This is a genomic window from Rhizobium sp. ERR 1071 (genome assembly GCF_007828675.1).
GTDB lineage: Bacteria > Pseudomonadota > Alphaproteobacteria > Rhizobiales > Rhizobiaceae > Rhizobium > Rhizobium dioscoreae.
Genome location: NZ_VITM01000003.1, coordinates 184,143 through 206,266, shown reverse-complemented (window position 1 = coordinate 206,266; position 22,124 = coordinate 184,143). Strand labels below are relative to the sequence as shown.

Annotated in this window: 23 protein-coding genes; 9 read left to right on the top strand and 14 right to left on the bottom strand. The window is 60.2% G+C overall.

Annotated elements, in window-relative coordinates; genetic code table 11:
* Window positions 1–56: 56 nt before the first annotated feature.
* On the top strand, window positions 57–1,064 hold the full coding sequence (locus tag FBZ99_RS11150; RefSeq protein WP_113353890.1) for a DUF4424 domain-containing protein: 1,008 nt from the start codon (window positions 57–59) through the stop codon (window positions 1,062–1,064).
* Between the two features lie 224 nt (window positions 1,065–1,288).
* On the top strand, window positions 1,289–3,271 hold the full coding sequence (locus FBZ99_RS11145) for a methyl-accepting chemotaxis protein (protein WP_113353891.1): 1,983 nt from the start codon (window positions 1,289–1,291) through the stop codon (window positions 3,269–3,271).
* 72 nt (window positions 3,272–3,343) lie between these two features.
* Here the strand turns inward: FBZ99_RS11145 and dxs are convergent, their stop codons facing one another.
* Window positions 3,344–5,260 (bottom strand): 1-deoxy-D-xylulose-5-phosphate synthase, encoded by a 1,917-nt coding sequence (dxs, locus tag FBZ99_RS11140; protein ID WP_113353892.1) that lies wholly within the window; start codon window positions 5,258–5,260, stop codon window positions 3,344–3,346.
* Window positions 5,261–5,385: 125 nt separating this feature from the next.
* Window positions 5,386–6,309, bottom strand: coding sequence for a pirin family protein (locus FBZ99_RS11135; protein WP_113333633.1), 924 nt, complete (start codon window positions 6,307–6,309; stop codon window positions 5,386–5,388).
* A gap of 150 nt (window positions 6,310–6,459) precedes the next feature.
* Here FBZ99_RS11135 and FBZ99_RS11130 point away from each other — a divergent pair, with 150 nt between their 5' ends.
* Window positions 6,460–6,993 (top strand): hypothetical protein, encoded by a 534-nt coding sequence (locus FBZ99_RS11130; RefSeq protein WP_113353893.1) that lies wholly within the window; start codon window positions 6,460–6,462, stop codon window positions 6,991–6,993.
* 75 nt (window positions 6,994–7,068) lie between these two features.
* On the opposite strand, the gene FBZ99_RS11125 is transcribed toward FBZ99_RS11130, so the two are convergent.
* Together FBZ99_RS11125 and FBZ99_RS11120 are read right to left on the bottom strand one after the other, a co-directional pair.
* Window positions 7,069–7,320, bottom strand: coding sequence for an exodeoxyribonuclease VII small subunit (locus FBZ99_RS11125; protein ID WP_113353894.1), 252 nt, complete (start codon window positions 7,318–7,320; stop codon window positions 7,069–7,071).
* A 2-nt stretch (window positions 7,321–7,322) separates the two neighbouring features.
* Window positions 7,323–8,264, bottom strand: a complete 942-nt coding sequence (locus FBZ99_RS11120; protein ID WP_113353895.1) for a histone deacetylase family protein — start codon at window positions 8,262–8,264, stop codon at window positions 7,323–7,325.
* Window positions 8,265–8,431: 167 nt separating this feature from the next.
* Between FBZ99_RS11120 and FBZ99_RS11115 the strand changes: the two genes are divergently transcribed.
* On the top strand, window positions 8,432–8,833 hold the full coding sequence (locus tag FBZ99_RS11115) for an acyl-CoA thioesterase (protein ID WP_113353896.1): 402 nt from the start codon (window positions 8,432–8,434) through the stop codon (window positions 8,831–8,833).
* Window positions 8,834–8,840: 7 nt separating this feature from the next.
* Here FBZ99_RS11115 and FBZ99_RS11110 read toward each other — a convergent pair whose 3' ends face one another.
* From FBZ99_RS11110 to FBZ99_RS11100, 3 genes are read right to left on the bottom strand one after another with little or no spacing between them, the layout of a single operon-like run.
* Entirely contained in the window at window positions 8,841–9,398 is a 558-nt protein-coding gene (locus FBZ99_RS11110) for a biotin transporter BioY (protein WP_069613734.1), read from the bottom strand.
* A gap of 28 nt (window positions 9,399–9,426) precedes the next feature.
* Window positions 9,427–10,029 carry an energy-coupling factor transporter transmembrane component T family protein gene (locus FBZ99_RS11105; protein WP_113333628.1) on the bottom strand — a complete coding sequence of 201 codons (603 nt, stop codon included), beginning with the start codon at window positions 10,027–10,029 and terminating at the stop codon, window positions 9,427–9,429.
* A complete protein-coding gene (locus FBZ99_RS11100; RefSeq protein WP_113333627.1) occupies window positions 10,029–10,706 on the bottom strand; it encodes an energy-coupling factor ABC transporter ATP-binding protein in 678 nt (225 codons plus the stop codon). Before FBZ99_RS11100 ends, FBZ99_RS11105 begins: the two co-directional genes overlap by 1 nt.
* A gap of 107 nt (window positions 10,707–10,813) precedes the next feature.
* Here FBZ99_RS11100 and FBZ99_RS11095 point away from each other — a divergent pair, with 107 nt between their 5' ends.
* From FBZ99_RS11095 to FBZ99_RS11085, 3 genes are all read left to right on the top strand, one after another.
* Window positions 10,814–12,004, top strand: coding sequence for a winged helix-turn-helix domain-containing protein (locus tag FBZ99_RS11095; RefSeq protein ID WP_186450301.1), 1,191 nt, complete (start codon window positions 10,814–10,816; stop codon window positions 12,002–12,004).
* Between the two features lie 85 nt (window positions 12,005–12,089).
* Window positions 12,090–13,148: a dipeptidase gene (locus FBZ99_RS11090; RefSeq protein WP_145633121.1), complete on the top strand. Its 1,059-nt coding sequence runs from the start codon at window positions 12,090–12,092 to the stop codon at window positions 13,146–13,148.
* A gap of 75 nt (window positions 13,149–13,223) precedes the next feature.
* Entirely contained in the window at window positions 13,224–13,769 is a 546-nt protein-coding gene (locus tag FBZ99_RS11085; protein ID WP_145633116.1) for a GNAT family N-acetyltransferase, read from the top strand.
* 96 nt (window positions 13,770–13,865) lie between these two features.
* Here the strand turns inward: FBZ99_RS11085 and ribB are convergent, their stop codons facing one another.
* Both ribB and aroC read right to left on the bottom strand, forming a co-directional pair.
* On the bottom strand, window positions 13,866–14,969 hold the full coding sequence (gene ribB / locus FBZ99_RS11080; RefSeq protein WP_145633113.1) for a 3,4-dihydroxy-2-butanone-4-phosphate synthase: 1,104 nt from the start codon (window positions 14,967–14,969) through the stop codon (window positions 13,866–13,868).
* A gap of 10 nt (window positions 14,970–14,979) precedes the next feature.
* Window positions 14,980–16,077: a chorismate synthase gene (gene aroC / locus FBZ99_RS11075; RefSeq protein ID WP_145633110.1), complete on the bottom strand. Its 1,098-nt coding sequence runs from the start codon at window positions 16,075–16,077 to the stop codon at window positions 14,980–14,982.
* 308 nt (window positions 16,078–16,385) lie between these two features.
* Here aroC and FBZ99_RS11070 point away from each other — a divergent pair, with 308 nt between their 5' ends.
* Window positions 16,386–16,646 carry a DUF1344 domain-containing protein gene (locus FBZ99_RS11070; RefSeq protein ID WP_015339036.1) on the top strand — a complete coding sequence of 87 codons (261 nt, stop codon included), beginning with the start codon at window positions 16,386–16,388 and terminating at the stop codon, window positions 16,644–16,646.
* 217 nt (window positions 16,647–16,863) lie between these two features.
* Here the strand turns inward: FBZ99_RS11070 and FBZ99_RS11065 are convergent, their stop codons facing one another.
* The 4 genes from FBZ99_RS11065 to FBZ99_RS11050 all read right to left on the bottom strand — a co-directional run bounded on the left by FBZ99_RS11065 (window position 16,864) and on the right by FBZ99_RS11050 (window position 20,356).
* Window positions 16,864–17,460, bottom strand: coding sequence for a histidine phosphatase family protein (locus FBZ99_RS11065; RefSeq protein ID WP_069613740.1), 597 nt, complete (start codon window positions 17,458–17,460; stop codon window positions 16,864–16,866).
* Window positions 17,461–17,477: 17 nt separating this feature from the next.
* Window positions 17,478–18,296 (bottom strand): enoyl-ACP reductase FabI, encoded by an 819-nt coding sequence (gene fabI / locus FBZ99_RS11060; protein ID WP_069613741.1) that lies wholly within the window; start codon window positions 18,294–18,296, stop codon window positions 17,478–17,480.
* 122 nt (window positions 18,297–18,418) lie between these two features.
* Window positions 18,419–19,582: a DnaJ domain-containing protein gene (locus tag FBZ99_RS11055; RefSeq protein ID WP_145633108.1), complete on the bottom strand. Its 1,164-nt coding sequence runs from the start codon at window positions 19,580–19,582 to the stop codon at window positions 18,419–18,421.
* Between the two features lie 315 nt (window positions 19,583–19,897).
* On the bottom strand, window positions 19,898–20,356 hold the full coding sequence (locus tag FBZ99_RS11050; RefSeq protein WP_069613743.1) for an RT0821/Lpp0805 family surface protein: 459 nt from the start codon (window positions 20,354–20,356) through the stop codon (window positions 19,898–19,900).
* 64 nt (window positions 20,357–20,420) lie between these two features.
* On the opposite strand from FBZ99_RS11050, the gene pdxH reads away from it, so the two are divergent.
* Complete coding sequence (pdxH, locus tag FBZ99_RS11045) at window positions 20,421–21,041, top strand: pyridoxamine 5'-phosphate oxidase (RefSeq protein ID WP_112605952.1); 621 nt, start codon at window positions 20,421–20,423, stop codon at window positions 21,039–21,041.
* Window positions 21,042–21,044: 3 nt separating this feature from the next.
* Here pdxH and FBZ99_RS11040 read toward each other — a convergent pair whose 3' ends face one another.
* Window positions 21,045–22,097: a polysaccharide deacetylase family protein gene (locus tag FBZ99_RS11040; RefSeq protein ID WP_113353902.1), complete on the bottom strand. Its 1,053-nt coding sequence runs from the start codon at window positions 22,095–22,097 to the stop codon at window positions 21,045–21,047.
* Between the last annotated feature and the right edge of the window lie 27 nt (window positions 22,098–22,124).

The window sequence follows — 22,124 nt, the reverse complement described above, 5'->3', positions numbered from 1 at the left end:
GTTGACGTCGGATAGCGGCCAGCCATAATCGCCGCGATCAATGGGCGAGGGGCATCATGTGGAAGATTGGTGGCTATGCTGCGCTGATGGCGATGTCAGCGGCTCCGGCTATGGCGAACGACACGATGGCCGAGCTGAAGACGGGCGGTCTCGCCTATGTCCGCACCGGCGATATCAGCATGGATCAGGAAAAGTTGTTCATTTCGCCAGAACAGGTCCGTGTCGATTACGTCTTTGAAAACATGTCCGATAAGGACGTCGAAAGCGTCGTCGCCTTTCCGATGCCCGATATCAAGGGCGACATCGACAGCATGGTTGATGCCGGAAATGTCGATTCCGACAATTTCCTCGGCTTCACCGTCACACAGGGCGGCAAGGCCATCACGCCGATCCTGCAGCAGCGCGTATCGGTTGCCGGAGTCGACATGACCGACGAACTGAAGGCTCACGGCGTGCCGCTGCTGCCGCTCAGCAAGGCGGCGACGGATGCTGTCGCTAAATTGCCCGTCGATGTGCTCGAGGATTGGAGAGCCCGCGGACTGATCGCCGATGATGAATACGACGCCGACGGCCAGGGCATGAAACATCATCCGACGCCGATGTGGACGCTGCACACGACCTATTGGTGGCGCACCAAGTTTCCGGCCAAGGCCAGGATCGCCGTGGAGCATCGCTACAAGCCGAGCGTCGGCGGAACCGTCGCCATCACCTTTGCCGGCGACGAAGATTACCAGAAGCAGCAGCTGCAGAACTATCGCGCCAAATATTGCCTCGATGAGGCCTTTCTGAAGACGGCCGTCAAGCTTGCCGCAGCGGCCGACAAGGGTGGTCGCGGCTATACCGAAAGCTGGATCTCCTATGTGCTGACGACAGGTGCCAACTGGTCCGGCCCGATCAAGCATTTCGAGCTGACAGTCGATAAGGGCAGTCCCGAGAACTACATCAGCTTTTGCGGTACGAATGTGAAGAAGATCGGCGCGACGACGTTCCAGATGACAGCGCAGGATTTTTACCCGGAGCACGATCTGGAAATCCTGATCCTGGCCGCGGCGGCGGTGAACTAGCGCTAAGCTGAGCAGTCCGCGCAAATTAAATAAATTTAAAGCCGAAACCTCTACTCATGCCGAGGATTGCGGTGATCCGCTTCCAGATCACCGCCTGCCATGAAGGCTTCACGCGTCTGCGTCCCAATCATGCCCTCCCTGAATTCTTCGAGCATCGGCCGTACTCCCTCCCAATGACGGCCGGAGGATGCTCGCCAGGACCGGCGCTCAGGAGGCGCTCGCTCATGTTTGCGAAAAAACTCTCTTTGAATGGCAAGCTTGCCATTACATTTACGGCTCTGATCGCCATTTTTGCCTGTGTTTCTGCTTTCGTCTATGCAAAGCAGGACGTCTCGGCCGGAGCCGCCGATGAGCAGGCAAAATCGCAGCAGCTTGTCAGCCTGATCGATGATTCGCTGCAGGCCATGCTGGAACAGGCCGTCAACCTGCGCGGCTTTCTGCTTCTGCGCAGCGACAGCACCTATGGCGATATCTTCAACAATCGCGAGCGGATGCTGAAGAGCATCGCAGCCGCCAAGGAGGCGGCCGCCGATTCTCCGGATCTGCTGCAGGCGATCGACAACATGCAGAAGGCTGCCGATCTCTATTTCCATCAGCTCGCGGAGCCACAGGCCAAGGCGCGCAAGGAAACCGAGATGCCGCTCGATCAGATCGTCAAGATCGGCCAGAACGAAACCAAGGGTCAGCTTGACGGCTTCCGTGAAGCTGCCGCCAAGATCAAGAAGGCCGCACGCGCCAGGGCGAGCGACCTGGCAGCCATGCAGGACGATGCCAATGGCGATCTTCGCCTGACCCTCATTCTTGGCAGTATCTTGGCCTCGCTAGCCGCCGCTGTGCTTGCCTGGCTGCTCTCGCGCATTATCGTGCGCCCGATCGTCGGCATGACGGCGGCCATGGGCCGTCTGGCAAACGGCGAGCACGATATCGAAGTCCCGGCTGTCGGCCGCGGCGACGAAATCGGCCGTATGGCGGATGCCGTCCTCGTCTTCAAGGAGGCCGGCATCGAGAAGCTGCGTCTTGCTGGCGAGACCGAGCGCATGCGTGGTGATGCCGAACGTCAGCGCCTGATGAATGACGAGCAGAAGGCGCGTGAAGAAGGCGAAATCCGCTTCGCCATGGAAGCGCTCGCCGGCGGCCTCTCGGCTCTATCGTCGGGTAATGTCGCAACCCGCCTTAACAACAGCTTTGCACCGCAATTCGACAGCGTTCGCGCTGATTTCAACAATGCAGTCGAGAAGCTGGAGGCCGCCCTGCAGTCTGTCGGCTCCAATGCCCGCGCCATCAATGCAGGTGCTGACGAAATTCGTGCGGCCGCCGATGATCTGGCGCATCGCACCGAGCAGCAGGCTGCCGCTGTCGAGGAGACTGCCGCAGCACTGGAACAGGTCACGACGACCGTTCGTGACTCTGCCAAGCGCGCCGAGGATGTCGGCCATCTCGTCGAACGCGCCCGCCTCGGTGCGGAGCGATCGGGCGAAGTGGTTCGCAAAGCCGTCGCGGCCATGCAGCAGATTGAAAGATCCTCGGGCGAGATCAGCAACATCATCAGCGTCATCGACGACATCGCGTTCCAGACCAATCTTCTGGCGCTGAATGCCGGCGTCGAGGCAGCACGTGCCGGAGATGCCGGCAAGGGCTTTGCCGTCGTCGCCCAGGAAGTGCGCGAGCTTGCACAGCGTTCGGCCAATGCCGCCAAGGAAATCAAGTCGCTCATCACGACATCGAGCGATCAGGTCAATACGGGTGTGTCGCTGGTCGGCGAGACCGGCAAGGCGCTGGAATTGATCGTATCCGAAGTGCAAGAGATCAACCGCCATGTCGGCGCGATCGTGACGGCGACCCGCGAGCAGTCGACCGGCCTGCAGGAGATCAACACGGCCGTCAACAATATGGACCAGGGCACCCAGAAGAATGCCGCGATGGTCGAGGAGCAGACGGCGGCAAGCCATGCGCTCGCCCGCGAAGCAGCTGCACTCAACGAGCTGCTGCAGCAATTCCGTCTCGGCAATTCCGTGCAGGCTGCACCTGCTCGGGTAATGCCCGCCCGGCCCATATCGGCAACGCCGGCACGGCCAGTCGCGGCAACGGCGCATTCGAAGCCGGCCATGTCTCCGGCCCGCGCTCTCGGGCGTACGGTCGCCAAGGCCTTTGCCGGTAAGGCAACGGCTTCCGCCGCCGCACCCCAGGACGATTGGGAAGAATTCTGATTAAGCAACCCTCCCTTTGATGGCAGAGCTATCGCCCGTATGCGATAGCCCAGCCCACAAGGGGAGGTAAAGCTATCCAGCAGCTTCGACGATGCGGCCGTGGCCGAGCGTGCGGAAGACCGTTTGCACGATGCCGGCACGGTCGAGACCGGCCCGGGCATTCATGGCTTCGGGCTTTGCCTGTTCCATCCAGATATCGGGCATGACGAGCGAACGGATTTTCAGGCCGTTGTCCAGCAGGCCCTCATTGGCAAGGAACTGCATGACCTGGCTGCCGAAGCCGCCGACCGAACCTTCCTCGATGGTGATCAGCATCTCGTGATGGGCGGCAAGCTGGCGGATGAGGTCGTGATCGAGCGGCTTGGCGAAGCGCGCGTCCGCAACTGTCGTCGAAAGACCGGCGGCATCGAGATCCTCGGCGGCTGCAAGACTATCGGCGAGACGCGTGCCGAAGGAGAGTAGGGCGACCTTCGTGCCCTGCTTGATGACGCGACCCTTGCCGATTTCGAGGATCTGGCCGCGTTCCGGCAGATCGACGCCGACGCCTTCACCGCGCGGATAGCGGAAGGAGATCGGACCCAGATCATAGGCGGCAGCGGTGCGCACCATGTGCTTCAGCTCCGCCTCGTCTGCCGCGGCCATGACGACGAAGCCCGGCAGAGTCGCGAGGAAAGCGGTGTCGAAGGAGCCAGCATGCGTCGGGCCATCGGCACCGACGAAGCCGGCGCGGTCGATCGGGAAACGGACCGGCAGCCCTTGAATGGCCACATCATGCACCACCTGGTCATAGGCGCGCTGCAGGAAGGTGGAATAAAGGGCGGCGAAGGGCTTATAACCTTCTGCAGCGAGGCCGGCGGCGAAAGTCACGGCATGCTGCTCGGCAATTCCGACATCGAAACAGCGCTTCGGGAAGAACTCCTGCAGCTTGTCGAGGCCGGTGCCGTTCGGCATGGCGGCGGTGATACCGACGATTTTGTCGTCGAGCGTCGCTTCCTGCACCAAAGCGTCCGCAAAGACGCTTGTGTAGCTCGGCGCATTCGGCTTCACTTTCGTCTGAGCGCCGGTGATGACGTCGAACTTGTTGACGCCATGATATTTGTCGGCAGCCGCTTCGGCTGGGGGATAGCCCTTGCCCTTCTGCGTCACGACATGGATCAGCACCGGTCCCTGTGCATTGTCGCGCACATTGCGCAGCACGGGCAGCAGATGTTCGAAGGAATGGCCGTCGATCGGACCGATATGGTAGAAGCCCATCTCCTCGAACATGGTGCCGCCGGTTACATAGCCCCGTGCGTGTTCGACTGCCCGCGTGATGGCGCGGTCGACCTTCTTGCCGAGATAAGCGGTCAGTTTCTTTCCAAAATCCCGGAAGCCCATATAGGTGCGGCCGGAGGCGAGGCGGGCGAGATAGGCGCTCATCGCTCCCGTCGGCGGGGCAATCGACATGTCATTGTCGTTGAGAATGACGATCAGCCGGGCATCGAGCGCGCCGGCATTGTTCAGCGCCTCATAAGCCATGCCGGCTGACATGGCACCGTCGCCGATGACGGCGATCACCCGGCGGTCGCTGTTTTCGAGCTCGGCGGCAACAGCCATGCCGAGGCCGGCGGAAATGGAAGTCGAGGAATGCGCTGCGCCGAAAGGATCGTACTCGCTTTCGGCCCGGCGCGTGAAGCCGGAAAGACCGTTTTCCTGGCGCAGCGTGCGAATGCGGTCGCGACGCCCAGTCAGGATCTTGTGCGGATAACACTGATGTCCGACATCGAAGATCAAACGATCGTTCGGCGTATCGAAGACGCTGTGGATGGCAATGGTCAATTCGACCACGCCGAGGCCGGCACCAAGATGTCCGCCGGTGCGCGAAACCGCATCGATCATCTCGTCGCGGACTTCGCGGGCGAGCTGCGGCAGTTCCCGGTCCTCCAGCTTTCGCAGGTCGGAGGGATATTGGACCCGGTCGAGCAGGGGCGTCTCTGGCATTTGTGTCAAGGCTGATGCCTCTTTCTTGCTATTCTTGGGCGGTTGTCCGCCTTTACGTCAAAACAGATTGCGACAAAAGACGCCGAATTCAAGGTGCTCCCGAACAAGAAACATGTGGGAGTGTTATGAACCCGTTAGCCCTCCGGCAGGGGAATGAACTCTTCCTCGTCGCCCGGCACGATATCGAAGCGGCCCGTGCGCCATTCTTCTTTGGCTTTTTCGATACGCTCCTTCGAGGACGAGACGAAATTCCACCAGATATAGCGCTTCGAATTAAGCGCTGCACCGCCAAAAAGCATGAGATGACAGCCTTTTTCGCCGGCCCCCAGCGTTATCGCGTCACCGGGGCGGAAGACGAGAAGCTGATCCTGCTCGAAACGGTCGCCGGCGACGACGAGCGAACCGGAGAGAATATAGACTGCCCGTTCCTCATGCGCTGCCCCAAAAGGAAACGTCGTGTTCGGCTGCAGCTGAAGATCGACATAGAGAGTGTCCGAGAAGGATTTCACCGGCGATTCCAGGCCCTCGAAATTACCGATCACCACGCGCCCGCTCACGCCGCCATCGGCGATGACAGGCAGCTCGTCCTTTTCCGTGTGGGCGAAGGAGGGATCGATCTCCTCCTTGTCGTCGGGCAGCGCCAGCCATGTCTGCAGGCCGGACATGGAAAATGGATGGTCGCGCAGGTTCTCCGGCGTGCGCTCGGAATGCACGATGCCGCGCCCGGCCGTCATCAGGTTGATGTCGCCGGGACGGATCACCTTGGCCGTGCCGAGGCTGTCCATATGGCGGATCTCGCCGTCGAAGAGGTAGGTGACGGTGGAAAGGCCAATATGCGGATGTGGGCGCACATCGAGCGCTTGGCCCGGCCGCAAAATGGCTGGCCCCATGCGGTCGAAGAAGATGAACGGTCCCACCAGCCGGCGCCGGCTGCTCGGAAGCGCGCGCCGCACGGAGAAGCCGCCGAGGTCGCTGGTGCGCGGGATAATCAGATTCTCGATCGCATCGCAGGCGAAGGCGTCACCCGCCTGCGGATCGTTTCCTGGGAAGAAGGACATGAAGGCTCTCCTTTCGGTTGGGGCTCAACCTAGCGAGAAAGGTTGGGAAACTCAAATTCCGCTGTCCAGGCGTTTATAAGGATTGTTTCAAAGGGTTGTTTAACATTGCGCGCTATGTGAACAGCGGGGTAATTTTGGAGACGAATAAGCATGGACATGCGCGGAAGCAAAGTACTGTTTGCCTTTCTCTTGGGAGGAATGCTGGCCGCATGCACCACGACGGGTGACCGGCCTGAGCAGCAGTTTGCTAAAAAAGCTGCCGATCCGACGGCAATTGAACCTGCGGTTGCTGCGTTTCGAGATATTTGCTTTGCTTCTAGCGCGCCCTATACGCAGGCTCGGGCGGCTGCAGCCCGCTATGGGGTTAAGTCGTTTCAAACCAAGCAAGGTTCGAGTTTGATTTCTGGCAAGTATACATATTTCGAGGGGGCAACGGACGATCGATCGCTGATTGTTATCATCAATCCAGACGGACTATGTGATACGAAGTATCGCCGTCATCCAGGGATGGCAGACGATGAGACGATCGAACGCCAATTCGCAGACGTCATCAAAACAAAATATCCGGATGCGTTCAAAATTGGCGATAGAGGCAGAGAGTATCACGTATCCATAAACGGAAAGCGGACCAGCTTCGGGTTTTCGCTCAACCACGATGGTTACATACAGTTCATGTCGCCTTGACGAAATCGTTCATCCGCATCAAAGCGCCTGCGCGAGACTCATGGCGATTCCGGTAGGCGCGTGCAGCCGCCCGCCTCACGCGCCATCCAGCGCTTCCGTGCCATGCGGCTTGCCGGCGCGATCGAGCCTGATCTTCTCGATGCGGTTTTCCGCAGCCGAAAGCAGCGCCTCGCAATGCTTCTTCAGCGCTTCGCCGCGCTCGTAGATGGCGATAGATTCATCCAGCGCCACATCGCCGCGTTCGAGCCGGGCAACGATGCTTTCCAGCTCCGCCACGGCCTTCTCGAAGGAATAGCCTGATACATCTGCCTTGGCGTTCTCGCTCATCGTCAACCTTTCATCATGCGTAGAATATGCATTCCCGCCGACTCGGCGAGACCTTCCAGATCATAGCCGCCTTCGAGCAGGCTGACGACCCGGTTCTTGGCGCTGCGGTCGGCAACCTCGAGCAGTCGCCCCGTCGCCCAGTCGAAATCCTCGCCCGTCAGGTTCAGCTGCGCCAGGGGATCGCGGTGATGGGCATCGAAGCCCGCCGAGATGATGATGAGGTCGGGGCGGAAGTCGGTGAGCGCCGGCAGCACGCGGGACTTGAAGGCTTCGCGAAAATGATCGCCGCCGGTATTGGGGGACAGCGGCGCATTGACGATGGTGTTGTGCGCGCCGCGTTCGTCCTTCTTGCCCGTGCCGGGATAGAGTGGCATCTGGTGAGTGGAACAGAAGAGCACGGACGGATCGTCCCAGAAGATATCCTGCGTGCCATTGCCGTGATGCACGTCCCAATCGACGATGGCGACGCGCTCGGCACCATGGGCCTTTTGCGCATGGCGGGCGGCGATCGCGGCATTGTTGAAGAAGCAGAAACCCATGGCCTTGGTCTTCTCGGCATGGTGGCCGGGCGGCCGGGCCGCGACGAAGACATTGTCGGCCGCACCGGAGAAGACGTCGTCGACCGCCGCCATGGCGCCGCCGACGCCATGCATGATCGCCTGCAGCGTCTTCGGGCTGGCATAGGTATCCGCCTCGATCTGGTTGATCTCGCCCTCGTCACCTCTGTCCGGCATCGAACGCAGCACGAAATCCAGATGCTCCTCGGGATGCGCAAGCAGGATCGCATCCTCATGCGCGGGCGGCGCCTTTCGCCGGTCCAGCCTCTCGAAATTTGGATGCTCCAGCGCAATGTTCAGCGAGCGAAGCCGGTCCGGTCGCTCCGGATGGCCAGGAGGAACGATGTGTTCAAGAAAGATCGGATGTTCGTAAAGACGTGTGCTCATGGGGCCAATCTATAAACGAGGTATGACGCCTATTACAGGACATGGACAATGTCACTACAATGTCAACAATCCATCTTAACCACTTTGAAGTGGCGCCGTTTACTTATCGAGGCGCGGTGTTAAGCTTTCATTAAGGTCAGTACGGCGTCGGCCAGGGTTGTTGCGTGATGGCGAGAGTAGAACGATCCGATGTCATCGAGGTAAGGGTGCCGCCGCGTGATGTCGACCGGCACGGCCAGATGTTTATCGCCTCCTACATCTCGCAAGCCGAGACCGCACTCTCCAACTTTTGGCGCACGCGGCCGCTGGTCGACGACGAGCCTCTCTATATCGCCAAGAAGGCATCGTGCTCGCTGCACCGCGCCCTGCACTATGACGACCTTGCCCGTTACTCGATCAGCGTCAACAAGATTGGCGGCAAGTCGATCGGTTTCGTTGTCGCGGTTGAAACTGGCAACGAATTGGCAGCGGAGGTGGAAATCCTCTGGCTCGCGGTGCGTGGCGATGAGCATGACCCGGTGCCACTGCCGGAAGACACGCGCGACTGGCTCTACAAATATCTGGCTTAGTCTCGATTTAGCTCCGCTGCGGCAGAAGCGGATAGCCGACCATGACAGCGCGGCCGACCAGGGCTGCGACGACGGCCTTGATGACATCGCCCGGCACGAAGCCCAGGGACCCGATAAACGCCTTGCTGAAACCGATATTGATGGCGAGCCAGGCAATGCCGAACGCGTACAGCACCACCACCCCACCGATAACAGCAGCGATGAAGAAGCCGACACCTTGAACCAGGCCGCTCTGTTCCGGCTTCACCAATCGTTCCGAGAGATAGCCGGTGATGAAGGCAGCGAAGATCCAGCCGACGAAGAAGCCGGCTGTCGGGCCGGCAAAGACGGCAAGGCCGCCGCGGCCGCCGGAAAGGACCGGCAGGCCGATCGAAACAAGCACCACTACCAGCAGCACCGCGATCGTCCCGCGCTTGGCGCCGAGGACGACGCCGGCGAGCATGACGCCGAGCGACTGGGCGGTGATCGGAACCGGAATGATGCCGATGGGGATCGGCGGCAACAGGCCGAGCGCCACGATGATGGCGGCAAACAGCGCCGAGAGGACGAGATCGCGGGTGTTCATGGCGGCTCCTTCCGAAAAAGACCTATGTTCATTGACGCCGAATGCCCCGCGCGTCAATCGCCGCCGCAATATTGTCCGCATCGCGCAGCGTCAGGATGATGAGCGGCGCGAGCGTGGTTGCCAGGCGAACCTTGATCCCGCGCGCCTGATGCGCTTCGCGGATCGCATGATAACGATCGAGGATCTCGGGGACGAAACGAATAACGAGGCCGATCGCAAGTCCGATATCGGCGGCCTTGAGCAAGCCGATCTTTTCGAGCGGCATGGCAAGCGCGGTGATTTCATCGATAAAGGCGGCCATCGAGGTCGTGGCCGTCACCGTGGCGGCGAACATTGCCAGCGCTGTCAGTCTGAGCGCCGTGACGATGGCGGCGTGAAGCGGGCCGACGAGCGCTGCGAAAATTGCGAGCACGGCAATCGAGATCAGGATCGGCCGCAGCCGCTTCAATGCGTCTCCGACCGGCAGACCGCTGCGAAGATAAAGGGCGGCGCCGACAAGGCTTGCGCAGGCAAGCACCGCGATGGACTGCGTCAGGAAAAGCAATATGCCGAATGCGGTCAGTACCAGCAGCTTCACGCGCGGCGAAAGCCGGTGCAGCCAGGTATCGACATCGACATGCAGCGTCTGCATCAGCCCGCCATCTCCCTATAGCGTGCAATCGCCTCCGCTGCCGGAGCGTCGGCGACGAGCCGGCCTTGGTCGAACAAAAGCACCCGCTCGAAACCTTCGAGCAGGGGTAGGTCGTGGCTGATGACGATGACACTTTCCGGCAGCCCCATCATGGTCTTCTGCACCAGCGCCCGGTTCTTGAGGTCGAGTTGGTTCGTCGGCTCGTCCAGAATGAGGATATCCGGGCCAGTCACCAGCACCGAGCAAAGGGCAGCCATCTGTAATTCGCCCCCGGAGAGCTCATGTGCCCGCCGCGCGCCGAGATGACCGACGCCGAAGCGGCCAAGAATGCCCTCGACCGCCGCATCGATCTGCGCCTTGTCATATCCGCGCGCCTTGAGGCCGAAGGCGATGTCGTCGCGCACAATGGGCAGGATGATCTGGTTTTGCGGCGACTGGAAGATATAACCGACCTTGCCGAGCACCTTGGCAGCATCGCCGACCGTGTCGAGCCCATCAACCACGACGCGCCCCGTTGTTGGCTTGATGAGCCCGTTGATCAGCCGCGCGAAGGTCGTCTTGCCGGAACCGTTGAGGCCGATCACCCCGATGCGGCGCTCCTGAAGCGTGAGATTCAGAGGAAACAGCGCAGTGCGCTTGCCATAATCGACGCCAGCGGTTTCGAAGCGGATGTCCAAGCGGCTTTCCTGTTCGGTAGTGTGATCGCGGAGCTATAGCGCATTGCATCGAATTATCAAATCGACGCCTCTTTGAAAGCATGGGAATTTATGCCTATGATCCTGCAATGACGAATCTGCTTTCGAATCGTGACGCCCGCCGCGTGTTCCTTGCCAAGCAAGGTCTTGCCAATCCGCCGAACCGCGCCTTGACCAAGGCGGGGCTGCTGCAGCTCATCCACGACATCGGCTTCGTGCAGGTGGACAGTATCGCCACCGTCGAGCGCGCCCATCACCAGATCCTGTTTTCGCGCAACCAGACCTATCGGCGTGAACATCTGACCGAACTCTTGGAGAAGGACGGTGCACTCTTCGAGAACTGGACGCATGATGCCTCCATCCTGCCGAGCGCCTTCTTCGTCTATTGGAAGCACCGCTTCCGCCGCGAGGATGAGGCAATCATCGCACGCTGGCGCAAATGGCGCGGGGAGGGCTTCGAGGCGGCTTTCGAGGAAACCTACGAGCGCGTGCTGAAGAACGGCGCGATCACCGCCCGCGAGGTCAAGGCGGAGGATCATGTCTCCGGCGGCTGGTGGAATTGGCACCCAAACAAGACGGCGCTCGAATATTTCTGGCGCACCGGCAAGTTTGCCATCGCCGGCCGCACTAATTTTCAAAAGGTCTACGACCTCGTCGAACGCGTCCTTCCGGCCCATTTCCATGAGCCCGAAGTGGAGCATGACGAATTTGTCGACTGGGCTTGCCGAAGCGCGCTGCAGCGCCTCGGCTTTGCCACCTCGGGCGAAATCGCCGCCTTCTGGGATCTGGTCACGCCGCAGGAAGCCAAGAGCTGGGTCGAGACTCATCGAGACGAATTGACCGAAGTACTGGTCGAGCCTGCCGCCGGCGGCAAGCCGCGCTCGTCCTTCGCCTTCCTCGATTTCCATGACACGCTCGACAGTCATGCCGAGGCACCGGCGCGCATCCGCGTGCTGAGCCCCTTCGATCCGACTCTGCGCGATCGCAATCGGACCGAACGTCTCTTCGGCTTCTTCTACCGCATCGAGATTTTCGTGCCCGAACCGAAGCGCGAATACGGCTACTACGTCTTCCCATTGCTGGAGGGCGACCGGTTGATCGGACGGATCGACATGAAGGCCGACCGCAAGGCGGGGACGCTCGATGTCAAACGCCTGTGGCTGGAGCCGGGCGTCAAGGCATCGGCCGGCCGGCTGGAGAAGCTGGAAGCGGAGCTGGAACGTGTTGCCCGTTTCACCGGCGTCGAGAAGGTCGTGTTTCTCGACGGCTGGCGGGGATAACCGATATTCCTTTTTCGGGGAATCGGCAGCGAATTGCGTTGACGCGAGAGCGAAACTGCCTCTGACCTATCGGGACTGCGATCGCATGAACACTATCCGAATCTTCGATGGGCATAATGATGCGGTCCAGTTCATGCTGGATTACAAGCCTGACGGCCGTGATTTTTTGGCCCGGTCCGAGGCTGGGCATCTCGATCTTCCGCGAGCACTCGAAGGAGGCTTAGCCGGCGGATTGTTTGCGATGTACGCCGCGCCGGAGCATGAGCCGGTAGATGATCTGACGATCACCCAAAATGGCTACGAAGTTCGCTATGCCGAAGCTTTGCATCAGGATCATGCCCGTCGGCAAATCGACGGGCAGCTTGCGGCGATAAGGAAGCTGATTGGACGCTCGGGCGATAAAATCCGTGTGGCAACGAGCGTAAGGGAGATCAAGGCGGCTGAATATGACGGCGCATTCGCCATCGTACTCCATATGGAAGGCGCCGACGCCATCGGCCCCGATCTCGGCTATCTGGATAGCCTCCACAATGCCGGCCTTCGATCCCTGGGCATCGTATGGAGCCGCCCGAATATCTTTGGTTACGGCGTTCCGTTCGCCTATCCGAGATCGCCAGATACTGGACCCGGCCTCACGGATTTGGGAAAGGGTCTGGTCAGAAGGTGCAACGAACTCGGGATCATGATCGATGTTTCCCATCTGAACGAGCGCGGATTTTGGGACGTGGCCGCATTGAGCACCGCTCCGCTTGTCGCCACGCATGCCTGCGCTCATGCCATATGCCCGTCGACCCGAAACCTCACCGACCGGCAATTGGACGCCATCCGCGATACAGGTGGCGTCGTTGGGTTGAATCTTGCCGTCAACGATATCCGCGCGGATGCCAATCTTGACGAGGATACCCCGCTCGAAGCGGTCGTTCGCCAGATCGACTATCTCAGCGCCCGCATCGGCGCGGATGGGGTCGCGCTTGGATCGGATTTCGATGGCGCCGTCATGCCTCGTGAGATCGGAGACGCAAGCGGCTTGCCGCGGCTCGTGGAGGCCATGCGCCAAAGCGGATTCGATGAATTAACCCTGCGAAAATTCGCCTATGACAATTGGCTTCGCCTATTCGATGCCACATGGCCGGATCGATCGTAAGCTTTGTCACCCCCCTTGAAGGGACATAACTAACAGAGTCCAATAGGCAGAAGAACACCCGAAGAGGAGAGTTCGTTGTCGTCGCTGATTCTAAAAGGCCGCAATGTTAGGCTCCGCCCGCCATGTGCCGAGGACGCCGATGTGCGCTTCGCTTTAGGTACGAATGCCGAGATCGCGGAGATGTATGGCGTTAACAAGGAGGACATCGAGCCCATCACCCGGGAGGGCGCAACGCGATGGGTTCAGGGCCTTGCCGATCAGCCTCATGCCTGGGTTATCGAAATCGACGGCGTCTTTGCCGGCATAATCCGATTGGACAACGTCAATCGCCAGGACCGACGCGCGACGATGGCAATCGGGATCTATAATCCGGCGCTGCTTGGTAAAGGCTTTGGCACGGAAGCGATCACTCTTCTGCTGGATCATGCCTTCGGCGAGATGAGACTGCATCGCATCGGAATACGCGTGCTCGCCTACAACGAGCGCGCCATCCGCGCCTATGAAAAATGCGGCTTCATCGTCGAAGGGAGGGAGCGGGAGACCGCTTACGTCAATGGCCGCTGGCACGACGACATCATGATGGGCCTGCTGGATCGCGAGTTTTCGGCACCTCGCCTTTGAGGGGGCGGTCACGCGCAGCGCGCGGGTGGAATGACCCATGAGTGCCGTCAGACATCACCCCACCCAGACCCCTCCTGCTCGAGGGGAGGACAAAGATCAGCAGATCTCCGTCTTGGCAATCTTGATGCCGAACCCTTCCAAGCCGACATAGTGCCGTTCGCGGCTAGTGAGCAGCTTGATCGAGCTGACGCCGAGATCCTTCAGGATCTGCGCGCCAAGCCCGATTTCCAGCCATTCGCTGTCGCGCGCCTGTGCCTCGGCGTGGCTCTCGCGCTCGGCCTGACGCGCCTTGCGACCATTGTCGAAATGACCGACACCGACGGAGCCTTCGCGCAAATAGACGATGACGCCCCGGCCTTCCTCGGCGATCTTCTTCATGTAGAAATCGACCGGACGGCGCTTGCCGAACAGATCCTCGGCGACATTTTCCGGATGCAGTCGAACCGGGATATCGACGCCGTCGCGAATATCGCCGAAAACGACGGCAAGATGCTGCATCGGGTCCCAGGGCAGGGAATAGGTATGGGCGCGCGCCTTGCCGAACGATGTTTCGATGTCGAAGCTGGTGCCGAGCTCGATGAGGGTTTCCTTGCGCTGGCGATAGGCGATGAGGTCGGCGACGGAAACCAGCTTCAGCCCGTTCTGCTCGGCGAATTCCACCACTTGCTGGCCGCGCGTCACCGTACCGTCATCATTGACGAGCTCGCTGATGACGCCGATCGGCGGCAGGCCGGCAAGCTTGCAGAGATCGACGGCGGCTTCCGTATGGCCCGAACGCATGAGCACGCCGCCTTCGCGCGCAACCAGCGGGAAGATATGGCCCGGACGAACGAAATCCGTCGGCCCGACATTCGGATTGGCGAGGTTTCGAACCGTCAGGGTCCGGTCGTCGGCGGAAATGCCTGTTGTGGTGCCATGCTTGAAATCGACGGAAACGGTGAAGGCCGTCGTATGTGCTGAGTCGTTTTCTGCGACCATGGCATTGAGGTTGAGCCGCTTGGCTTCTTCGCGCGGCATCGGCGTGCAGACGATGCCGGACGTGTGCCGGACGATGAAAGCCATCTTGTCCGGCGTGCAGTGAACGGCGGCAACGATCAGATCGCCTTCGTTCTCGCGGTCATTGTCGTCCATGACGACGACGATCTCGCCGGCTTCGAAAGCCCTTATGGCATCGACAACACGCTTCTGGTCGTAAGACATCTCGAAGTTCCTACCTCTGCTGGCCCGTCTGGCCGCGATCCCTCAGATAATGATCGGCAACGGCGCAGGCGACCATCGCCTCGCCGATCGGCACGGCACGAATGCCGACGCAAGGATCGTGGCGGCCCTTGGTGCGGACATCGACATTGTTGCCATCGGCATCGATCGACTGGCGTTCCGTCAGGATCGAGGAGGTCGGCTTGATGGCAAAGCGCGCGACGATGGGCTCGCCGGTGGAAATGCCACCCAGGATGCCGCCGGCATGATTGGACAGGAAGATGCGCTTGCCGTCATTGCCCATGCGCATGGCATCGGCATTTTCCTCGCCTGTGAGTTCAGCGGAGGCGAAACCCTCACCGATTTCGACGCCCTTGACGGCATTGATCGACATCAGCAGCGAGGCGATATCCTGGTCGAGCTTGCCATAGATCGGAGCGCCGAGACCGGCCGGCACGCCTTCCGCCACCACTTCCACCACGGCACCGATCGAGGAGCCGGCCTTGCGGATACCGTCGAGATAGTCTTCCCAAATAGGCACGATTTCGGGATCAGGCGCAAAGAACGGGTTCTGATCCACCTGCGCCCAATCCCAGTTGGCACGGTTGATCTTGTGCTTGCCGATTTGCACCAGCGCGCCACGGATCGTCACGCCGGGCACTACGAGACGGGCGATGCCGCCGGCAGCGACGCGCGCCGCGGTTTCGCGGGCTGATGAGCGGCCGCCGCCGCGGTAGTCGCGAATGCCGTATTTGACATCATAGGTGTAGTCTGCATGGCCGGGGCGGTAACGCCTAGCGATCTCGCCGTAATCCTTCGAGCGCTGATCGGTATTCTCGATCAGCATCGAGATCGGTGTGCCGGTCGAGATCATCGTCTCGCCGTCCTCGTCCATCATGACGCCCGACAGAACCTTGACGAGATCGTCCTCGCGCCGCTGCGTCACGAAGCGCGATTGGCCCGGCTTGCGCTTGTCGAGCCAGGTTTGAATGTCCTGCAGCTTGAAACGGAGGCCTGGAGGACAGCCGTCGACGACGCAGCCGAGCGCTGGACCGTGGCTTTCGCCCCAGGTGGTGACGCGGAAGAGGTGACCGAATGTATTGTGCGACATGTAAAACGACCGGATTAGCGCAGCCTGACCGGCAGGCCGCGTCTTGTCTCTTGCAATTTCGGCCCACTCATAGGCCAAAATGCCGACAAGACAAAATCTTTCTTTCACTTGCCTCGGAAACGGCGACCGGCCCTTTTCCTCCTCAAGCATCGGCATGGTAAACAAAGATTAATCCGAATTGTGGATTGTGACGAAGCATTCACCATTTGGGCGGGCGAAGTCATTATTGGGGGCAACTTCCGCCATATTCGACGTGTTTTCTAGCCCGCATAAGAAATCATAATCAATTTACCTGAAGGGTGACGACGATGCGCTTCTTTGTAGCGACGCTTTTGGCCACGGCAAGCCTGCTTGCTCCTGTCGCCGGTTTTGCTGAAAGCGCCGATGTCGAAGCCGTCATCAAGAAGGTCGACGCGAAGAACTTCAACATCACGCTGGATGACGGAAAGAGCTATCAGGTGCCGGAGGATTTCGATTTCAGTGGCCTGCAGGCCGGTGTGAAGGTGGTGGTCTTCTATACGGAAGTCGACGGCAAGCGCGTCGTCAACGATCTCGATATCGTCCAGTAGATAGCGCTGCCGCCGGGCAGCCGGCGGTCTTGGACGGTTTTCCCGCCTTCAAGGTGATTATTCTTCTTCGCTCGCTCCCAAATCACGCAGCCATCCGCGCCCGAAGCGCATCGCGATCTTTCGGATTCGCTTCTTGCGCTTTAGATCTTTGATTTGGGTATGTCATTGTCCCAAACCGCTGCACACTTCTGCGCGACATGCTTTAATCGGGAACCGTCTACATCCAACCGATGATCTTCATCTGCGGATCGACCTTCAGGATCTGGTCCTGATGGATCGGGATTTCCGCCGCCTCTTCCTTTTCGACATCGCCGATCAGACGGAACAGCGTACGGATGACGCCGCCATGCGTGACGCAGACCGTCGGGCGGTCGACGGATGCCAGCCATGAGCCGACGCGCCAGGAGAGGATTTCATAGCTTTCGGCATCTTCGCCAGGCGGGATGAAGTCCCATTTATTCGCCTTGCGCTCCGCGAGCCGGTCGGGCGCTGTTGCCTTCAATTCCTTGAGTGTAAAGCCTTCCCAGGCTCCGAAGGACAGTTCGACGAGCCTGTCGTCGGTCGCATAGTCCTTGGGCGGCAGGCCCATGGCATCTCTGGCGATTTCCATGGTTTCGCGCGTGCGCCGCAAGGGGCTGGCGACGAAATCGAAGGGCCGGTTTTCGAATGCGAGGATTTCGGCGAGATCGATGCCGTTCTGCCGCGCCTGTTCGCGGCCGATGGCGTTGAGATCGATGTCTTTCTGCCCCTGCAGGCGACGCTCGGCATTCCAGTCGGTCTGACCGTGACGTATCACATAGAGGATGGGCGACACGGTCAGCTTCCTGTTGGTCAGTCCTTCGCGACGGAAATGTCGGGCGCGTCCACGGCCTTCATGCCGACCGTATGATAGCCCGAATCGACGTGATGGATTTCGCCGGTCACGGCCGTCGACAGATCGGACAGCAGATAGAGGGCGGAATTGCCGACTTCGTCGATCGTGACGGTCCGCTTCAGCGGTGCGTTGTACTCATTCCACTTCAGGATGTAGCGGAAGTCGCCGATGCCGGACGCTGCGAGCGTCTTGATCGGACCTGCCGAGATCGCGTTGACGCGAATACCGCGGCTGCCGAGATCGACTGCGAGGTAGCGCACGCTGGCTTCCAAAGCAGCCTTCGCGACACCCATGACGTTGTAGTGCGGCATGACCTTTTCCGCACCGTAATAGGTGAGGGTGATCATCGAGCCGCCGTCATTCATGATTCGCTCGGCGCGCTGTGCAACCGCCGTGAAGGAATAGACGGAGATATCCATCGTCTTCGTGAAGTTGTCGCGGCTGGTATCGAGGTAACGGCCGGTCAGCTCGTCCTTGTCGGAAAACGCGATGGCATGCACGACGAAATCGATCTTGCCCCATTTCGCCTCAAGCGTGTCCATGACGGCATCGATCGTTGCCGGCTCGGTTACGTCGCAATGGCCAGCCATAAATGCGCCGAGTTCCTGAGCAAGCGGCTCGACGCGCTTCTTCAGGGCATCGCCCTGCCACGTCAATGCGATTTCGGCTCCGGCATCCGAACAGGCCTTGGCAATACCCCACGCTATCGAACGGTTGTTTGCTACGCCGAGGATGACGCCGCGTTTGCCTGCCATGAGGCCAGTGGATTGAGCCATATTCTGCTCCCTTGAACTTTCGAATGACCCTGCCTATGGCATAGGCCGTTCCCCTGTTCAAGCATCGTAAAGATCATCAACTGTTAGGGATCGTAACAAAGGGTGCTGTTGTCACCAAAATTTCACAGGAAAAGCCCCTCGCGCATGCTGCGCATGAGATCCGTGACCTTATCGTCGGGTTTTTCCCACAGCATCAGCCGCAATTCGACGATGAGATCGCCTTTTCCGCCATTGCCGTCGGGCAATCCCTCGCCGGAAATGCGCACGACCTGATCCGAACCGGACCAGGCCGGCACCGTGATCCTGACCGGTCCGTTCAATCCTTCGACCGTGGTTTCGCAACCTAGAACGGCATTCTCTATCGTAATGGGTAATATTGTACGCACATCGCTTCCGTCGAGCGTGAAGCGTCCGTCGGTCGATAGGTGAACGGTGACGGCGACATCGCCGCGCAACATGCCCTGCAGTTTCAGTCCCTGGCCCTTGAGGTGAAGCACCTGGCCATTGGAGATATCAGTCGTCGCCTGAAAGCGCGCCTCCCGGTTGTCGGGCAGCGGAACGGCAATCCAGCGGCTCTTCAGCATGTCGTCGAGCGTTACCGTGGCTTCGGCGGCGACCTCCGGGGTTTTCTCCGGCGGCTTTTCGGGCGCACTGCCGCCCGTGATGCGTCGTACCAGAGAGCCGAGGATGCCGAAGGCGGAGCGCGAGCCGGCAGCTGCTGAAACCGTGGCAAGCTGCTCCTCTTCCACCTGCGGCTCTTCCGGTGCCGCGGTATCGGGTTGCTCCTGCGGTTTTTCCGCCTGCTTTACGCCTGTTGCCGCCGTGGCCGGTGCCTGCGGCGCCTGGCCGGTCTTCACTCCGAAAATGCGTTCGACCATGTCTTCCGGAGATTCGGTGGCATTGCCCTGTTGGCCGGATGCAGCAGAGGCTGCCGCTTTGCGGGCGTTGGCCCGCGCGAGCTCTTCCATGATCTTGTCGGCATTGGCGCGCGCGGCCTTGGCCCGCTCGGCAGCCTCGCGAGCCGCCTGCCGCTGCTGCATGATCGTCTGTTCCTGGCTCTGACCCTTTGCCTCGGCCATACGTGCGATCTGGTCGTAGCGGCTGCGCTTTTGCGGATCCTTCAGCGTCTCGTAAGCCCGGCCGATTTCGGCAAACCGTTCCGACGCGGTCGGATCGCCAGGATTGTGATCGGGATGCGCGGTCTTGGCCAAGCTACGCCAGGCCGATTTGATGTCGTCCGTCCCCGCATCTTTCCTAACGCCCAGCACCTTATACGGATCGCGCATCTTTCCCGCCATCATTCGTGGGTGGTGCCGAGCCCCATCGCAGCACCCCAAGCAAAGAACCAATTGATAGCGCTTCGCCATCCTGCCCCCGTCATGGGAGGCAAGGCTGGTGCGCCGATGAGCCGATCCTGCGGGAGGAGTTGCTAATCAGGCGTTACGAGGGAGAGGGGCAGCAGATCCCCATTTTGAGGCATGGTTAGCCAATCGCTAACAGATGATGCCCGAAATTCGCAGCCAAATCGTGGGCGCAGATGTCAACATCATGCGTGCGGAACCAAAATGCTTTAGAGGCGCCGAAAAACAGGAGGGCGGCGATCAGCCCGCCTGCTGGAAGCTGAGCAACTGCCATTCACCAAGCCCGACGAGGCAAGTCCTGCCGGAGAAGTTGGCGACGCCCTGATAAGAGTGCCGGCTGGTGCGGAATTGGCGGCAGACCACGCCGGACGCATTGCTTTCGACAATCGTGTCGATGACACCGGCACTGCCGGTTGAGGTGTTTGCCCAGGGTATGGGCTGACCGTTGAGTTTGTGGAGATCCGCCGAGGTAACGGCATTGCGCACCGTGGTCTCGTCGGAGATGCTGTCCGTCGTTACGGGGGCCGTCGGCACGGTGCCCGTCGATACGCTGCGATCCACTTTGGCCGAGCTCAGATAGTCCATGCCGCCGCCGACGCAGCCGCCAAGGGTGAAAAGGGAGACTAGGGCGACAGCCATCGTCACGCCTTTTGCAAGCTTGCGCTTTGTATGAACGATCGACTTTGCTATGACTTCCACCCGAACGTCTTGGCCAGCCAGAGGGGCCGGCGGTTATTAGGAATTGCGGAGCTTTTGAATTAATATGTCGGAAAACGAGTTAACAAGCGGTGACTTCACTGAGCAGAATGAACCTTTCAGTCTCTTTGCGTCCTGGCTGCGTGAGGCGGAGACCACCGAACCGAACGATCCGAATGCGGTAGCGCTGGCAACGGTGGATAAGGATGGCCTGCCAAATGTCCGCATGGTTCTTCTGAAAGGTTTCGATAGCGACGGATTCGTATTCTATACAAATTTCGAGAGCCAGAAAGGCCAAGAAATTCTTTCCCAGAAGAAAGCGGCCATGTGCTTCCACTGGAAGTCGTTGCGTCGCCAGGTGCGCCTGCGTGGCCTGGTTGAAGTGGTGAGCGATAAGGAAGCCGACGAATATTATAAGACAAGGCCTCGCGGCAGCCGCATCGGCGCTTGGGCCTCAAAGCAGTCGCGACCACTGGAAGGCCGCTTCGCGCTGGAAAAGGCCGTTGCCGAATATACCGCCCGTTACGCGATCGGCGATATTCCGCGCCCGCCTTACTGGTCCGGCTTCCGCATCCGGCCACTGTCGATCGAATTCTGGCACGACCGCCAGTTCCGCCTGCACGATCGCATCGAATTTCGCCGTGACGTACCGGAGGGTGCCTGGCAAAAGGTGCGGATGTATCCGTAAATCCTATGCCGTTTCCCGGCGCCCCATCAGCCGCATGGGGATGCCGGATGCAAGCGCCGACGCATAGCGGGGCTTCTGGTAATGGCCGTTCAGCGATAGCCGCGGCAATAGCAGGGAGTTGCCGTTTGCTGCCGTGATCGTGCCGGGGCGGGTCGTGACGCCGACGGAGAAGCCGAGTTCAGCCGCAAGCCGTCCCTCGCGCGCCGAGACTGCCTCGTTCGTGCCATAGGGGTAGGCGATCGTGGTTGGCCGCTTTCCGGTGATGTCGGCGACATAATCGGCCGAAAGCGCCATCTCCGCGACAGCCTCCGCTTCGGGGAGCCTTGCCAAGGCCCGATGGCTCACCGTATGGGCGCCGAGCGAGGCAAGGGGATGGCGAGCGAGCTGCCGCAATTCATCTCGATCCATGATAGATGCACGGACGATATCGACCGGTTCCAGACCATGACGCCGGGCAAGCTCATCGATCCGGCCGACGGCTTCGCTTTCTTCATGACTATGGACAAAGGCGGCGAAGCGGGCAAATGCCGCATGCTTCTGGCTATCCTTGCCGAATGGCAGAAACTCTTCTCCTGACCCGAAATCGAATGTCAGGCGATCAAGCCGGCCAAGCAGTTCGCCCAGCGTCTCCCACCATAAACTATGCGTCCGCTCCGAAAGCCCCTGGGCGACGAAGACGGTGAAGGGCACATCGTGGCGTGCGAAGATTGGCAGGGCGTGTTCAAGATTGTCCCGATTGCCATCGTCGAGCGTGACGGCGACGAAGGGTGGCTTGCCGGCCTCTTTTGCCCGTGACGGAAGAGCGTCGAGTGCAATGAACTCGTAACCGTCCCGTTTTAGCCGGGCGATCGCCTGATCGAGAAAGTCGGGCGAGACCTCCAGATGCGCATTGGGTGTAAAACGGCAGGGGAGGGCAGGGCGGACGTGATGAAGGGTGAAGATCGTGCCGAGGCCGGCAACATCGCGCATCAGCCCCGCACCTTTCAAAAGTGCGGCAGCCTCAAGCCCGCTTGAGATCATCGTGCGCTTGAGGCGGACCTTGATGCCCTGTTCCATGCGGCTCGACCCGGTTGACCAATGTCA

Bases quoted from the DNA above. Each gene is read 5' to 3' on its own strand.
- FBZ99_RS11150 (WP_113353890.1), top strand. From the start codon at position 57: ATGTGGAAGATTGGTGGCTATGCTGCGCTGATGGCGATGTCAGCGGCT.
- FBZ99_RS11145 (WP_113353891.1), top strand. From the start codon at position 1,289: ATGTTTGCGAAAAAACTCTCTTTGAATGGCAAGCTTGCCATTACATTT.
- FBZ99_RS11135 (WP_113333633.1), bottom strand. From the start codon at position 6,309: ATGTCCTTCTTCCCAGGAAACGATCCGCAGGCGGGTGACGCCTTCGCC.
- FBZ99_RS11130 (WP_113353893.1), top strand. From the start codon at position 6,460: ATGGACATGCGCGGAAGCAAAGTACTGTTTGCCTTTCTCTTGGGAGGA.
- FBZ99_RS11125 (WP_113353894.1), bottom strand. From the start codon at position 7,320: ATGAGCGAGAACGCCAAGGCAGATGTATCAGGCTATTCCTTCGAGAAG.
- FBZ99_RS11120 (WP_113353895.1), bottom strand. From the start codon at position 8,264: ATGAGCACACGTCTTTACGAACATCCGATCTTTCTTGAACACATCGTT.
- FBZ99_RS11115 (WP_113353896.1), top strand. From the start codon at position 8,432: ATGGCGAGAGTAGAACGATCCGATGTCATCGAGGTAAGGGTGCCGCCG.
- FBZ99_RS11110 (WP_069613734.1), bottom strand. From the start codon at position 9,398: ATGAACACCCGCGATCTCGTCCTCTCGGCGCTGTTTGCCGCCATCATC.
- FBZ99_RS11105 (WP_113333628.1), bottom strand. From the start codon at position 10,029: ATGCAGACGCTGCATGTCGATGTCGATACCTGGCTGCACCGGCTTTCG.
- FBZ99_RS11095 (WP_186450301.1), top strand. From the start codon at position 10,814: ATGACGAATCTGCTTTCGAATCGTGACGCCCGCCGCGTGTTCCTTGCC.
- FBZ99_RS11090 (WP_145633121.1), top strand. From the start codon at position 12,090: ATGAACACTATCCGAATCTTCGATGGGCATAATGATGCGGTCCAGTTC.
- ribB (WP_145633113.1), bottom strand. From the start codon at position 14,969: ATGTCTTACGACCAGAAGCGTGTTGTCGATGCCATAAGGGCTTTCGAA.
- aroC (WP_145633110.1), bottom strand. From the start codon at position 16,077: ATGTCGCACAATACATTCGGTCACCTCTTCCGCGTCACCACCTGGGGC.
- FBZ99_RS11070 (WP_015339036.1), top strand. From the start codon at position 16,386: ATGCGCTTCTTTGTAGCGACGCTTTTGGCCACGGCAAGCCTGCTTGCT.
- fabI (WP_069613741.1), bottom strand. From the start codon at position 18,296: ATGGCTCAATCCACTGGCCTCATGGCAGGCAAACGCGGCGTCATCCTC.
- FBZ99_RS11055 (WP_145633108.1), bottom strand. From the start codon at position 19,582: ATGCGCGATCCGTATAAGGTGCTGGGCGTTAGGAAAGATGCGGGGACG.
- pdxH (WP_112605952.1), top strand. From the start codon at position 20,421: ATGTCGGAAAACGAGTTAACAAGCGGTGACTTCACTGAGCAGAATGAA.
- FBZ99_RS11040 (WP_113353902.1), bottom strand. From the start codon at position 22,097: ATGGAACAGGGCATCAAGGTCCGCCTCAAGCGCACGATGATCTCAAGC.